The organism is Nocardia sp. NPDC060220 (assembly GCF_042727815.1).
In the GTDB taxonomy this organism is placed as follows: domain Bacteria; phylum Actinomycetota; class Actinomycetes; order Mycobacteriales; family Mycobacteriaceae; genus Nocardia.
Map to the genome: position 1 here is coordinate 1 of NZ_JBHWZY010000080.1, position 13,771 is coordinate 13,771.

13 protein-coding genes and 1 pseudogene are annotated in these 13,771 nt (G+C 70.7%); 8 read left to right on the top strand and 6 right to left on the bottom strand.

Annotated features, from left to right (window positions below):
* Positions 1-817, top strand: an 817-nt coding sequence (locus ACFWF3_RS06575) for a GuaB3 family IMP dehydrogenase-related protein (protein WP_379312778.1), incomplete at its 5' end; no start/stop codon positions are given.
* On the opposite strand, the gene ACFWF3_RS06580 is transcribed toward ACFWF3_RS06575, so the two are convergent.
* Entirely contained in the window at positions 804-1,631 is an 828-nt protein-coding gene (locus ACFWF3_RS06580; RefSeq protein WP_378996868.1) for an alpha/beta fold hydrolase, read from the bottom strand. The two genes, ACFWF3_RS06575 and ACFWF3_RS06580, sit on opposite strands and share 14 nt — an antisense overlap.
* A gap of 132 nt (positions 1,632-1,763) precedes the next feature.
* On the opposite strand from ACFWF3_RS06580, the gene guaA reads away from it, so the two are divergent.
* Positions 1,764-3,338 carry a glutamine-hydrolyzing GMP synthase gene (gene guaA, locus ACFWF3_RS06585; RefSeq protein WP_378996866.1) on the top strand — a complete coding sequence of 525 codons (1,575 nt, stop codon included), beginning with the start codon at positions 1,764-1,766 and terminating at the stop codon, positions 3,336-3,338.
* Between the two features lies 1 nt (position 3,339).
* Here the strand turns inward: guaA and ACFWF3_RS06590 are convergent, their stop codons facing one another.
* From ACFWF3_RS06590 to ACFWF3_RS06600, 3 genes are all read right to left on the bottom strand, one after another.
* Positions 3,340-3,474 (bottom strand): hypothetical protein, encoded by a 135-nt coding sequence (locus tag ACFWF3_RS06590; protein WP_379312779.1) that lies wholly within the window; start codon positions 3,472-3,474, stop codon positions 3,340-3,342.
* A gap of 83 nt (positions 3,475-3,557) precedes the next feature.
* Positions 3,558-3,770, bottom strand: coding sequence for a hypothetical protein (locus tag ACFWF3_RS06595; protein WP_379312780.1), 213 nt, complete (start codon positions 3,768-3,770; stop codon positions 3,558-3,560).
* Positions 3,763-5,487 carry a PspC domain-containing protein gene (locus tag ACFWF3_RS06600; RefSeq protein WP_379312781.1) on the bottom strand — a complete coding sequence of 575 codons (1,725 nt, stop codon included), beginning with the start codon at positions 5,485-5,487 and terminating at the stop codon, positions 3,763-3,765. The genes ACFWF3_RS06595 and ACFWF3_RS06600 overlap by 8 nt, the downstream gene beginning before the upstream one ends.
* Positions 5,488-5,892: 405 nt before the next feature.
* Between ACFWF3_RS06600 and ACFWF3_RS06605 the strand changes: the two genes are divergently transcribed.
* A complete protein-coding gene (locus tag ACFWF3_RS06605) occupies positions 5,893-7,230 on the top strand; it encodes a PspC domain-containing protein (protein ID WP_379312785.1) in 1,338 nt (445 codons plus the stop codon).
* 85 nt (positions 7,231-7,315) lie between these two features.
* Complete coding sequence (locus ACFWF3_RS06610) at positions 7,316-7,972, top strand: response regulator (RefSeq protein ID WP_379312782.1); 657 nt, start codon at positions 7,316-7,318, stop codon at positions 7,970-7,972.
* Between the two features lie 9 nt (positions 7,973-7,981).
* Here the strand turns inward: ACFWF3_RS06610 and ACFWF3_RS06615 are convergent, their stop codons facing one another.
* A complete protein-coding gene (locus tag ACFWF3_RS06615; protein ID WP_378996856.1) occupies positions 7,982-9,115 on the bottom strand; it encodes a serine/threonine-protein kinase in 1,134 nt (377 codons plus the stop codon).
* Between the two features lie 199 nt (positions 9,116-9,314).
* Here ACFWF3_RS06615 and ACFWF3_RS06620 point away from each other — a divergent pair, with 199 nt between their 5' ends.
* The 4 genes from ACFWF3_RS06620 to ACFWF3_RS06635 all read left to right on the top strand — a co-directional run bounded on the left by ACFWF3_RS06620 (position 9,315) and on the right by ACFWF3_RS06635 (position 13,399).
* Positions 9,315-10,055: a hypothetical protein gene (locus ACFWF3_RS06620; RefSeq protein ID WP_378996854.1), complete on the top strand. Its 741-nt coding sequence runs from the start codon at positions 9,315-9,317 to the stop codon at positions 10,053-10,055.
* A 201-nt stretch (positions 10,056-10,256) separates the two neighbouring features.
* Positions 10,257-11,828, top strand: a complete 1,572-nt coding sequence (locus tag ACFWF3_RS06625) for a DNA polymerase Y family protein (protein WP_379312783.1) — start codon at positions 10,257-10,259, stop codon at positions 11,826-11,828.
* A gap of 94 nt (positions 11,829-11,922) precedes the next feature.
* Positions 11,923-12,849: a sucrase ferredoxin gene (locus ACFWF3_RS06630; protein WP_379312786.1), complete on the top strand. Its 927-nt coding sequence runs from the start codon at positions 11,923-11,925 to the stop codon at positions 12,847-12,849.
* Positions 12,850-12,958: 109 nt separating this feature from the next.
* On the top strand, positions 12,959-13,399 hold the full coding sequence (locus tag ACFWF3_RS06635) for a GNAT family N-acetyltransferase (RefSeq protein WP_379312784.1): 441 nt from the start codon (positions 12,959-12,961) through the stop codon (positions 13,397-13,399).
* A 66-nt stretch (positions 13,400-13,465) separates the two neighbouring features.
* On the opposite strand, the pseudogene ACFWF3_RS06640 reads toward ACFWF3_RS06635, so the two are convergent.
* Positions 13,466-13,771, bottom strand: a pseudogene (locus ACFWF3_RS06640) (fatty acyl-CoA reductase); the annotation flags it as partial.

The following is a 13,771-nucleotide window of genomic DNA, read 5'->3' on the forward strand; positions in this document are numbered from 1 at the left end:
GGAACTGCACGCCGCGCCGATGCAGCCCGACCTGCTGGCCGCCGCTGTCGCGCAGGTCCGGGCGGCCGGGGTGACCACCTCGGTGCGCGTGAGTCCGCAGAACGCCCGCGCGCTGACCCCGGCGCTGCTCCAGGCCGGTATCGACCTGCTGGTCGTGCAGGGCACCATCATCTCCGCCGAGCACGTGGGTGGCGAGGAGCCGCTCAACCTCAAGACCTTCATCGCCGAGCTGGATGTGCCGGTCGTGGCCGGTGGTGTGAGCGATCATCGCACCGCGCTGCACCTGATGCGCACCGGCGCGGCGGGTGTCATCGTCGGCTACGGCTCGTTCCCGGGCGCCACCACCACCGGTGAGGTGCTCGGCATCGGCGTGCCGATGGCGACCGCGATCGCCGACGCGGCCGCGGCCCGTCGCGATTACCTCGACGAGACCGGCGGCCGGTACGTGCACGTCATCGCCGACGGTGACGTGGCCACCTCGGGTCAGCTGGCCAAGGCCATCGCCTGTGGCGCCGATGCTGTGATGCTCGGTGTGCCGCTGTCGGCGTCGGCGGAGGCGCCCGGTCGCGGGTGGTACTGGCCCTCGGCGACCGCGCACCCCTCGGTGCCGCGCGGTTCGTTCCTGCCGGTCGACGAGGCCTGGCTGGACGGCCCCGACGGCGCGGCGGCCCGTCCGAGCCTCGAGCGCGTGCTCTACGGGCCCTCCGACGACCCGTTCGGCTCGCTGAACCTGGTCGGTGGCCTTCGCCGTTCGATGGCCAAGGCCGGCTACTCCGACCTCAAGGAATTCCAGAAGGTCGGGCTCAGCGTCCGCTGACAGGCCGCCCGCGCTGACGAACGTGGGTCAGTGAGACCCGATCCCGCAGGAACCGCGAGATCGCGGTATTGACCGGTTCCGGGTGCGTCATCGTGACGGCGAGACGGGCGCCATCGATCTCCACGAAGGTGGAGGCGGTGAGCCCGTCCGCCAGCGTGCGGGCCCGGTCGCCCGCGATGCCGCTCTGTGTGGCGTGGATGATCAGTGCCGGGCAGGTGATCTCGCGTAGTCGGTCGAGTACCGAGTCGCGTCCGAGTAGGCAGCCGACGGCGGCGTCGAGCCCGCTGTGGGCGTCGCCGACCCAGCGGCGGGTCCAGATGTCGCGGTACCAGGTGTCGTCGCCGATGAGCCAGTCGGCCAGTCGGCCCGCGGCTTCCTCGCGGGAGCTGCGGTCGTGCCACTCGTCGAGGAATCGCTGGGTGGCGGTCGACTGGTCGAGGGTCGGCCCGTGCGCCTCGGTGCTGATCAAGATCAGCGCGGCGACCCGTTCGGGTGCGACCAACGCGGTCCGCAATGCTGTGAAGCCCCCTTGCGCCGTCCCGCCGACGATCGCGCGTTCGACGCCGATCGAGTCGAGCACCGTCAGCGCGTCCCTGGCCGCGGTCCAGTAGGTGAAGGGCAACCGCTGGTCTCTGGTGCGGCCGTGACCGCGCGCGTCCCAGGCGACGATCCGGAATTCGGGTGCGAGCGCGGCCTGCTGCGAGGCGAACATCGTGCGATCCATGAAGAATTCATGGGCGAGCAACACCACCGGACCGGTGCCACCGCTGTCCTCGTAGTAGATGTCGGCATCGATCGCGCGGGCGAATGGCACGAGCACGAGGATAGCCAGAGCCGCCGCGCCACGCCCAAGAATGGGGGCGCGTCGTGCACAGTCACTACGGCGAGTCCGGCCTCCGGCGATGCCCGCTGCTTGCTCGTCGCACCCCGTCACTAAACTGTGGCGGTGGCAGATACTCAGAGACCGGTCCTCGTCGTCGACTTCGGCGCGCAGTACGCCCAGCTGATCGCCCGACGGGTGCGTGAGTCACGGGTGTTCTCCGAGGTGATTCCTCACACGATGACCGTGGAAGAGATCGCCGACAAGCAGCCGTTGGCCGTGATCCTGTCCGGTGGTCCGTCGAGTGTGTATGCCGAGGGCGCACCGCAACTCGACGCGCGGCTGTTCGATCTCGGCGTGCCCGTGTTCGGCATCTGCTACGGCTTCCAGGCCATGGCACAGGCGCTCGGCGGCACCGTGTCGGAAACCGGCACCCGCGAATACGGTCGCACCGAGCTGAACATCGACGGCGGTGTGCTGCACGGCGGCCTGCCGACCATCCAGCCGGTGTGGATGTCGCACGGTGACGCGGTGACCGACGCCCCCGAGGGCTTCGAGGTCACCGGTACCACCGCGGGCGCCCCCGTGGCCGCGTTCGAGGACCGTGCGCGGCGCCTGGCCGGCGTGCAGTATCACCCCGAGGTGCTGCATTCCCCGCACGGCCAGCAGGTGCTCAGCCGCTTCCTGCACGAGCTCGCGGGCATCCCCGCGCAGTGGACCCCGGCCAATATCGCCGAGTCGCTGATCGAGAGCGTGCGCGAGCAGATCGGTGACGGGCACGCCATCTGTGGCCTGTCCGGCGGTGTCGACTCCGCCGTGGCGGCCGCGCTGGTGCAGCGCGCGATCGGCGACCGGCTCACCTGTGTGTTCGTCGACCACGGTCTGCTGCGGGCCGGCGAGCGCGAGCAGGTCCAGCAGGACTTCGTCGCCGCGACCGGCGCCAAGCTGGTGACCGTCGACGCGGTGGACAAGTTCCTCGGCGAGCTGAAGGGCGTCTCCGATCCCGAGGAGAAGCGCAAGATCATCGGCCGCGAGTTCATCCGCTCCTTCGAGGACGCGGTGGCGGGCATCGTGCTCGAGGAGGGCGCTGCCGCGGGTGCCGCACCGAAGGTCGAATTCCTGGTCCAGGGCACCCTGTACCCGGACGTCGTCGAATCCGGCGGCGGCACCGGCACCGCGAACATCAAGAGCCACCACAATGTCGGTGGCCTGCCCGACGACCTCGAGTTCGATCTGGTCGAGCCGCTGCGCCTGCTGTTCAAGGACGAGGTCCGCGCGGTCGGCCGTGAACTCGGGCTGCCCGAGGAAATCGTTGCGCGCCAGCCGTTCCCGGGCCCCGGCCTCGCGATCCGCATCGTCGGCGAGGTGACCGCCGACCGGCTCGATCTGCTCCGCCAGGCCGACGCCATCGCCCGCGAGGAGCTCACCGCGGCCGGCCTGGACAAGCAGATCTGGCAGTGCCCGGTCGTGCTGCTGGCCGACGTGCGTTCGGTCGGTGTGCAGGGCGACGGCCGCACCTACGGTCACCCGATCGTGCTGCGTCCGGTGTCGAGCGAGGACGCGATGACCGCGGACTGGACCCGGCTGCCCTACGACGTGCTGGAACGGATCTCGACGCGCATCACCAACGAGGTGGCCGAGGTCAACCGCGTGGTCCTCGACGTGACGAGCAAGCCGCCGGGCACCATCGAGTGGGAGTGAACTAGGCCGGCCGCGGCGGCGCCGCCTGGGTGAGCAGGAGCCTGCCCAGGAGGAAGCCGCCGGCGTGCGGCCGGTGGGTGACCGGCGGCAGGACCTTCGCCAGTGGGGTTTCCGGTCTCTTCTCGGATTCGTCCATTGCCCTTGTCTTTCAACTGGTCCCGTCAACAGCAATGGCCCGTCGTGATGACGGGCCATTGCTGTTGCCTGAGTTGTCTTCGGTCAGTGGTGTTTACGGCTGGGGGCCAGCGTGAGCAGCAGGCCGATGACGATGGCCGCGATCACCACGCCCCAGCCGATGGGCAGGATCCCGCCGTCGTCGGGGGTGGGTGCGCCCAGCAGTGCCCAGACGCTCACGGCCAGTGCGATCAGGCCGATGGTCAGCAGGGTGAAGGCGGGTCGGCGGGTGGGCTCGGTGCCGGTCGGATCAGCCACGGGTCACCACCGCGTCACCCAGGTGCATCTTGACGTGCAGGTCGAGGACCGGTGCGCCGGGGGTGTTCGGCCCGCTCAGTCCGTCTTTGCAGGTCGAGTTGGAATCGGCCACTCGGATGTCACACGTCGTGTTCACCGTCATCCCTTCGGGCAGTTGCACTTTCGCGTCACCGATGTTCACCGCGACTTCGACGCTGCGTGATTCGGTGAGGTTCAGTCCGCGCAGGTCCAGCGTGCCCGAACCGATGTCGAGGGCGTAGCGGGGCTGCAACTCGGTGACCGAGGTCGGCGCCCAGACACGGTCGCCGACGGCGGTTTCGCTGAAGTCGATCGGCCCGATCAGGGAGGCCAGCACCACGAACCCGGCCAGCGGGGCGGTGAGGATCAGCAGCCCGTACCCGCGCCGCAGGAACGCGCCGACGACGAGGCCGAGTCCGACTACGGCCAAGGCGAACGCCGCGATCCGTGCGGGGGTCATCCATTCGACGCCCGATGCCGCTGCCGCACCCGCCAGCGCCGCGGCCAGGATCGCCAGGCCGATGGTGACCGGGGTCAGCCGGGAGCGTGGACGTTTCGGTGCCGGTGGCGCGACCGGTGCGTAGCGGGGTGCCGCTTCCGGGAGTTCCCAGGCGAGGGGGGCGACAGCGAGCGGGTCCCAGCCGTTGGGCACCTGCGCGTTGATCCGCGGGGGCTCGGGTGCGGGAGAGATGGTTCCGGGGACGTCCTTGCGCAGGACGGCGGTGGCGCCGGTTTCGTTCGCCTGTGGTTGCGTGGCGGGCCGCATGCTCTCGTCGGTGCCGGCCGGCTCGACGACCTCGGTTGTCGGGTTGTCCGCCCGCTTGTCGAGATCGACGGGTGGAACCGAATCGGCCGCCTGCTCGCTCGTATCCGACACGGCGTGCGGAGTCGACGCGTCCGAGGCGACCTCGCGGTTGTCCGGATCCTCTTGTCCGGGTTCGCTGGCGGCCGGTGTCACGGTGATCCGGGTGGTCTCGACGGAATCCACAGCAGCGCTGCCCGATTCGTCGATGTCCTTGTGCAGGACGACCGTGTCGGTCGCGTCGACTCGCAGCAGCGGCGCGGATTCGGCGGTGGCCGTGCGGGTTTCCTCGCGGGCGAGCGCCGGATCGGGAACGTAGGCGTCGGGGAGTTTGGTGTAGGGCGTGTACATCCCCGTCGGCGGCACCTCCGGGTTGTACGGGTAGCCGCGCACCGGGACCCCGGTCGGGTAGCCCGCGCCCGGGTAGCCCGTCGTGCCGAGCGGAGCGCGGTAGGCGTCGAATCCCGCGGGCAGCTCAGGATGACGCAGATACAGCATCCACCAGCCTGCGAGCATCAGCCCCATGCTGACCACCCCGGACCCGCCCATTCCCAGCCCGATCGGCCCCATGGTCGACACGGCGATAGCCAACGCGACGATCAACACGATCGTCTTGGTCTGCGAATGCGAACCTCGATCGTGGGCCGACAGGGCCTGCGCCGCCGACATCTCGTTGCCCGCCGACCCCAGCACCAGCCAGGCCAGCAGGTACAGCACGATCCCGGCCCCGCCGAAGATCGTCGACACCACGAAGGCCACCCGCACGAGCACCGGATCCACCCCGTACCGCAACCCGAACCCCGCCGCCACCCCGGCGATCGGCCCTTGCCGAGGCAGCCGGACGGGCCGCGTCTGCCACATCTGGTGAACCTGGTCGGCGAAGCTCGTTCTGCTCATGCCATCCATGGTGTGCCGAGCCGCCCCTTCCGCACATCGGGGGTAACCCTGATAATTTGATCTCAGGGATGTTCCCGATGCCCACCCCACGCGATGCGTGCCAGTATCGAGAGCATGGATCCGTCTGTTTCCGCCCGCACTGCCGCCCAGGGGTCCGCGACCCCGTCCGGGCCCGGCGCCGCCGCCGGGAACAACGCCACCCACGGGCCTTCCGACGGCCCGGGCGCAGCGGCGAATCCGCGGTTCGGTTGGCACCGGCCGCGTGGTTTCGTAGAGCGCTCGTTCGGGGGTGAGCCGGTGGTCTATGGGCCGCCGCAGCACTACGCGCCGCCGCCGCAGTATCGGAGCGCGCCGGGTTACGCCCAGTATCCGCAGGGTTATGGCGTGCCGCGCGGCTATCGGCCCATGCTGCCCGTCCCCGGCCCCGAGCCGGTGGGTGCGCCGATGCCGGAGACCCCGCGCCTGGTCCGCCGCAGTGGTGGGCGGGTGGTGGGTGGAGTCGCGGGTGGTCTGGCCGACCATCTCGGTGTCGACGTGATCAAGGTGCGGCTGGCGTTCGTATTGCTGTCCGCGCTGGTCGGCGCGGGACTGGTGGCGTACGGGCTGCTGTGGATCTTCACTCCCGGTGGCGCGGACGCGGCGAAACCGACCGGTGACGAGCGCAGGCAGGCGATCGGGCTCGCCCTGCTCGGGCTCGGACTCGCGGTGACGGTGGGGTGGTTGTTCCAGGGGACCGCGGCGAAGGTGATCGCGCCGATCGTGGTGGTGGCGGTCGGCGCCGCGCTGGTGTGGCGCGAATACGATGTCGCCGCGCCGGGGCCGCGGGCCCTGTTCGGGCTGCCCGCGCGACCCTCGGTGGTCACCTGGTCGCGCATCGTGGCCGGGGCGACGCTGATCGTGGTCGGGCTCGGTGTGGTGGTGCTGGCCAGGATCGATCTCAGTTCGCTCGGGTCGGCGCTGATCGCGGTGGCGGTCACCCTGGTCGGCGCGGGTCTGCTGACGGTGCCGCTGTGGCTGCGCATGGTCCGCGCGCTCAATGCCGAGCGCGGCGCCCGCATCCGCAACGAGGAACGCGAGGAGATCGCCTCGCACCTGCACGATTCGGTATTGCAGACGCTCGCGCTGATCCAGCGCCAGGCCGAGGATCCGCAGGAGGTGCTTCGCCTGGCCCGCAGTCAGGAGCGTGAACTGCGCAAGTGGCTCTTCGACGACACCGCACCCGCCCAGTCGAGCCTGGCCACCGCGCTGCGCACCATCGCGGGCGAGGTGGAGGACCAGCACGGTGTGAAGGTCACCCCGGTCACCGTCGGCGATGTGGCGATGGACCCCGGCGACACCGGCGCGGGCCTGCCCAAGGAGCATTTCACCGCCCTGCTCGGCGCCACCCGTGAGGCGCTGGTCAACGCCGCCAAGCACGCCGAGGTCCCCGAGATCGACCTGTTCGCCGAGACCGAACCCCACCAGGTGAGCATCTTCGTGCGCGACCGTGGCGCCGGTTTCGACGTGTCGGCGGTGCCTGCCGATCGGCGCGGGGTGGCCAAGTCGATCTGTGCCAGAATCGAGCGCCGTGGCGGTACCGCCGTGATCGACTCGACCCTCGGGCGTGGCACGGAGGTGCGGATCGTCATGCCGCGCACCGACTCCGGGACCTCCGAGCCGGACGAGGTCGCGAGCGACGACGCGCCGACCACCGCAGGCCCGGATGACCACGCGCCGACGCGGGACCATCCGGCCGATCACTGAGCGCGATCGCACCGACCCGGGCCGATCTCGGCGCCCGGACGCCGCGGTGTGGTACCGATGACAGCAGGTCGATCGAGCGGTTCGAATGAGGAGTCTGGTAGTGAGTGTGCGGGTGTTCCTGGTCGACGATCACGCGGTTTTCCGGTCGGGGGTGCGGGCCGAGCTGAGCCGGGAGACCGACATGGAGGTCGTCGGTGAGGCCGGGGCGGTGGCCGAGGCGATCGCCGGGATCGATGCCACGAAGCCGGACGTGGTGCTGCTCGACGTCCACATGCCCGACGGTGGTGGAGTGGCGGTGCTGAGCGGGATCGCCACGGGGCCGGTGTGTTTGGCGCTGAGTGTGTCCGACGCGGCCGAGGATGTGATCGCGGTGATCCGGGCGGGGGCGCGCGGGTACGTCACCAAGACGATTTCCGGTGCCGAGCTGGCCGACGGTATCCGCCGGGTCGCGGGTGGGGACGCGGTGTTCAGTCCGCGGCTGGCCGGGTTCGTGCTCGATTCGTTCACCGGGCGCTCGCCGGTCCCCGAGCCGCCGCTCGATCCCGAATTGGATTCACTCACCCCGCGCGAGCTGGAGGTGCTGCGCTTGCTGGCGCGTGGATACACCTATCGGGAGATCGCCGAATCCTTGTTCATCTCGGTGAAGACCGTGGAGACGCACGCGTCGAATGTGCTTCGTAAGACGCAACAGTCGAACCGGAACGCGCTGACTCGATGGGCGCATCGACGCCGCATCGAGTGAAGCTCGGCTCTACATCACGGCGATGATGATCGCGATCAGGATGATCAGGCCGATCAGCACGCCCGCGCCGATGGCGAGGGGGGCGCCGTTGGGGAGGTTGTCGACGAAGCTGCCGGTGCGCTGCTGGGGTGCGGCGGCGGTGGCGCCCACCGGCGCGCGGTGCGGGCGCGGGAGGGGGGAGGAATTGTGGCTACGCAGGCCGCTGGCGGAGTTACGGGTGGACCAGGCCGGGATGGTGCCGTCCTCGGTGCGCAGCGGCACACCGAGGATGTAGGCGCCGGTGCCGGGTCCGAAGGCGGCGGTGAGGATTTCGTCGCGGGCCTCGGCCATGGTGGGGCGGCGCTGCGGCGCGGGCTCGAGCATGTGCAGCAGCGGCTGGGTGAGGATGCCGCTGCGGGTGGGCGGGATGATCCGGCCCATCGCGGCCGCGGCGACGACGTCGTGCTCGTCGGAGTCGAAACCGAACGGCGGCTGGCCTTCGAGTGCGGTGTAGAGGGTGGCGCCGAGGGAGAACACGTCGCTGGCCTCGGTGGGCCGGGCGCCGCGCGCGACCTCGGGCGGCAGGTAGGCAGGGGTGCCGGTGATCACACCGTCGGGTTCGTCACCCTGGGTGTCGCCGGCGCCGCGCGAGATGCCGAAGTCGCTGAGTTTGGCCAGGCCCACACTGTTGCCGCGGTCGGCGACGAGGATGTTGCCCGGCTTGATATCGCGGTGCACGATGCCCGCGGCGTGCGCGGCGGCCAGCGCGTCGGCGACCTGCGCGCCGATCTGGGCGACCTCGACCGCGGGCAGCGTGTCGACCAGCGCGAGCGCCTTGGCCACGCTGCGCGAGGGTAAGTACTCCATGACGAGCCACGGCTCGCCCGCCTCGATCACCACGTCGTGCACGGCCACGGCGTGGATGTGCGACAGCTTGGCGGCCACCCGGCCCTCGTGCACGATGCTGCTGCGGATTCGCTCGGCCTCGGCCGCGCTCAGTCCCGCGGTGGACAGCACCTGCTTGATCGCGACTTCCCGGTTCAGCAACCGATCGGTCGCGAGCCAGACCGCACCCATGCCACCCCCGCCCAGCTTGGACTGCAGGCGGTAGCGACCCGCGACCAGGTAGTCGGGGCCGATATGGGGACGAGCACGTTCGGTCACGGGTGCGAGGGTAGCCGAATATGGCGCTGACTGGCCGGGATCTCCGGGGTGCTGCGCGGTGGACACGGGGTGGGGGTGGGTGTCACGCTGGTCGCTATCGAACGTATATTCGAATACGATCGATAGCTGAAACGGTGCTGCCGTTTCGGCGCAGGGCGGTTTTCCGCTCGCGGGTCCATCGTGGAAGTAGGTGGTGTTGATGGGTTCGGAAGCGTTGTCGCCCGATGCGGGCATGATCGACGAGCTGCGCAGGCGGATGGCCGCGGTCCCGGGCCGTGGTGAGTCCGCGACCGGGCATATGCCACGTGAGCAGCCACTACGCCGAGATCTACTGCCTGTTCCGCCTCCACTCGCCGATCTGTTGCCCGATGGTGGGCTGCCGAAAGGCGCGGTCGTCGCCTACACCGGCGCACACTCCTTGCTGACGGGAATGCTCGCCGCCGTTACCGGGAGCGGCGGCCACGCCGCGGTCGTCGGCCTGCCCCGGCTCGGTTTGCTGGCCGCTGCCGAGATGGGTGCCGAGCTGTCCCGGTTGGCGGTGATCACCGACCCCGGCCCCGACCCCGCCGAAGTGGCCGCGGTCCTGCTCGACGGCCTCGACCTGGTAGTCCTCGGCCTCGGTGGCCTCGCTGTTCCTCCGTCGCGTTGCCGCGTCCTCGCCGCCCGCGCCCGCAATCGCGGTGCCACCCTGGTGGTCGCGGGCGAATGGGCCAACCCGACTCTGCGCCTGGACTCCCGCGTCACCGGGTACCGCGGCCTCGGCCCCGGTCGCGGCCGCTTGCGCTCGGTCTGCCTCGACGTGCGCGTGAGCGCCAAGGCCGGCCAGACCCGCCACGGCCGTATGGACCTGTGCGCCCAGGTCGGCCGCACCGAATGGCTGCCCCGCGAAACCGTCAGCGGTGCACCGGAAGTCACCGCGCTACACGAGGCCGTCTCATGACCGCCGGGCCGTTGTCAGGTTCCGGCCGATGGGCGTGAGGAGACCTACCGACTGTCCGGCGGCCGCCCGGACGATCGCCGCGGGTCTCCCGTTCGTTCCCGAGTCGCTCTCGGCACGCCGTTGCGGTTACCGATCGCCCACCGCATTCGTGGTGGGTAGCTCGTTCGGACGTGGCGTGGCGTGTGGATCGGTGGCGTCGTCGTGACGCGCGTTGAGCGGGTGCTCGCGGTGTGGTGCCTGGACTGGCCCGCGGTGGCGGCGGCCGCGGTGGAGGGAGTGTCGGCGGAGCGACCGATCGCGGTGTTGCGGGGAAGTTCGGTGGTGGCGTGTTCGGCGATCGCGCGGGCCGAGGGTGTGCGGCGGGGGATGCGACGGCGGGATGCGCAGGGATGTTGCCCGGAACTTGTTGTCGTGCAGGATGATCCGGATCGAGATGCGCGATTGTTCGAGCCGGTGGTCGGCGCTGTCGACGAGACGGTGCCGGGCGTCGAGGTGTTGCGGCCCGGGCTCATCGTGCTCGGGGCACGCGGTGCCGCACGGTATTTCGGCTCCGAGGAGGCCGCGGTGGTGCGGTTGATCGACGCGGTCGCCGTGGCGGGAGCCGAGGCGCAGATCGGGATCGCCGATGCCATGTCGACAGCGGTGATTGCGGCACGGCGCGGGGCGATCGTGGCGCCGGGGGAGGGCGCGGAGTACCTCGCTGGGCTCCCGGTCGCGGAGCTGGCGGTGGAGCCGAGCCTGGCCGCACCGCAGCGCGCGGAGCTGGTCGACCTGTTGCGCCGCTTGGGTTTGCGCCGCATCGGCGACTTCGCGCGCCTGTCTCCTGCCGAAGTGGCCTCCCGGTTCGGCGCCGACGCCGTGCTTGCCCATCGCACCGCCCGCGCCCTGCCGGAACGTCCACCGTCGGCGCGCCGCCCCGCTCCGGAACTGACCGTCGAGCTGGCCTGCGATCCGCCCATCGATCGGGTCGACGCGGCCGCCTTCGCGGGCAGGCAGCTGTCCACCCGGCTGCACGCGGTGCTGTCGGCGGCGGGGGTGGCGTGCACCCGGCTCGCCGTGACCGCGCGCACCGAGACGGGTGAGGAGCTCACCAGGATCTGGCGCTGTGCTCGCCCACTCACCCCCGCCGACACCGCCGACCGCGTCCGCTGGCAACTCGACGGCTGGCTCACCCGCCGCGCCCGCCCCACCGGCCCGATCGTCGCGCTCACCCTGGAACCGGTCGAGGTGGTCGCCGCCGGTGCGCTGCAACTCGGTCTGTGGGGTGGTGAGGGTGAGGAGACCGAGCGCGCCCGCCGCGCCCTGGTCCGCGTGCAGGGGCTGCTCGGTGGCGAAGCGGTCCGCATCGGCGTGCTCAGCGGCGGGCGCGGGCCCGCCGAACGCATCACCATGATCGCCCTCGGTGACGAGCTGACCCCCGCCGCCGACCCCACCCAGCCCTGGCCGGGTCGTCTCCCCGAACCCGCTCCCACACTGCTCCTGCTGCACCGCCCGGTCGTGCACCTGACCGCCGCCGACGGCGCCCCCGTCCTGGTCACCGATCGCGGCCTGTTCACCGCCGTCCCCACCCGTCTGCGCTGGGGCAGCAAGCAGTGGGCGCTGCTGGGCTGGGCGGGCCCCTGGCCGATCACCGAACGCTGGTGGTCCACGGCCGAGCCCACCTCCCTGGCCGTACGCGTCCAAGTCCAGCTCGATGCCGACCCCACCGAGATCCGCGCCGTCCTGCTCGTCTACGACGCGATGCACTGGCACGCCGAGGGCGTCTACGAGTAGCCCACCGCCCCGGTTCTAGAGTGAAACGACGCTTGTCCGGGACAGTCCCGGAAGGCTCGGTCGTGGGAGGAGCGCTGTGAACCCGTTCGAGGGCATGCTGTGTACGGCGGCCGCTGCCGATCTTCCGCTGCTCGGTACCGCGGGACATTTCACCGGATGGCTGTGTATCGAGCATCCCGGTGCGTGGGGCGGTGATGTGATCGGTGACGAAGTGCTCGGTCCGGAGATCACCGCCGAACTCGCGGCGCGTACGTCGGCGGCGCAGGTCCGGCCGACGCTGATCCGCCGCCCCGGCCGCAACGAGTTCACCGGTACCCGCACTGTGCTGCTGGTCAGTTCGCGGCCGGAGGGCTCCTGGTGTGAGCGGTTCGAGATCACCGACTTGCGCCAGCTCTTCGACATCGACCTGCATCTCGTCGACGGTCCGGCGCCGGGAATCGGTGTGCGCGTGGACGATCCGGTGGTCCTGGTCTGCGCGCACGGCAAACGCGACCAGTGCTGTGCCCTGCTGGGCCGCCCGATCGCCGCCGCCCTCGCCGCCGACTACCCGGGCCGGGTCTGGGAGGCCTCGCACACCGGTGGTCACCGCTTCGCCCCCGCGGTCGTCCTGCTTCCCTCCGGCCTCACCTACGGCCGCGTCGACGCCACTGCCGCCAAGGCGATGCTCGCGGCGGCCGACGTCGACGAGGTCTCCCTGACCGGTCTCCGCGGCCGCAGCTGCTACCCCCCGATCTCCCAGCTCGCCGAAGTGGCTGTGCGCGAGCAGGTCCCGGCCGATGCCACCGCTCTCACCGTTCAGCCCGACCCGGCCCCCACGCACGACCCGACCGTGGCGGGCGCCGCCATCGTCACTCACCGCGACGGCCGCCGCTGGCGCGTCACCGCCCGCACCGTCCCCGCCGCCCCGCGCCAAGCCAGCTGCGGTGCCGCCCCCAAACCGGCCACCTACTTGGAACCCGCTGCGATAGAACAACTTCCCGCGCTGTCTCGCGCGCAGTCCGAACGTCCCACGGATCGCTGACTCATCGACTGCGGACGACTCGGCTTCTGGGCAAGCTTCACAGTGGACTACTGGAACTACGGCGCGGTGGCCCTCCCGCACGTCGTCCGACGGGCTTAACGTCGACTCCATGATCGACATCCGGGAAATCGGCGAGGACGAAACCGAGCTGGCGGGCCCGGCTCTGCTGGAGCTTCGCCCACGGTGGGAGACGGCATCGCGCCTGACCGAGTTCATCGATAACGAACTCCGCCCCGCGGGCTACCGTCTCATCGGGGTCTTCGAAACGGGTTCCCCCGCGGCACTATCGGTGGCAGGGTTCCGTGAATCCCACTCCACCGCCTGGGGCCACCACCTCTACATCGACGATGTCTCCACCCTTCCCGTGGCGCGCGGTCGAGGCCATGCCGACCGTCTGCTCGACTGGCTCACCGCCGAAGCTCGGCGTCTGCGGTGCACGGGGGTCCACCTGGACTCCGGCGTCGGTCCTACCCGAGCCGCCGCCCACCGTCTCTATATGCGCCGTCATCTGACCATCACCGCCCACCACTTCACCCTCGACCTGCAGTGAATCGTGGCGGACCCGGCAGCACTGAATCCATGTGGGTGCGAGACGAACCGAGTGACTACGCGGGGGTCACCAGTGTGTGCCGGGTACCCAGCGGGCCGCGCGGCGCAGGGCGGTGCCGGTGGCTTTTCGGGCGGCGGAAGGGGTTTTCGGATCTGCCCGGGGTGCCGGTGCGGGGGCCGGGGTGTCTTCGGCCGATTCGCCCTTGGCCGCAGGGGAATCCGGCAGTGCGCGGTAGTAGCGGTGCAGGATGCGGTCGCGGAGTTTGGGGGTGATGATGCCGCCGTATTCGGCGAGGGTGCCGAGGGGAACATCGATGCGTTTGGGACGTTCGGTGAGGGCGCGCACGATCGTGCCCGCGGCCCACTCGGGGGA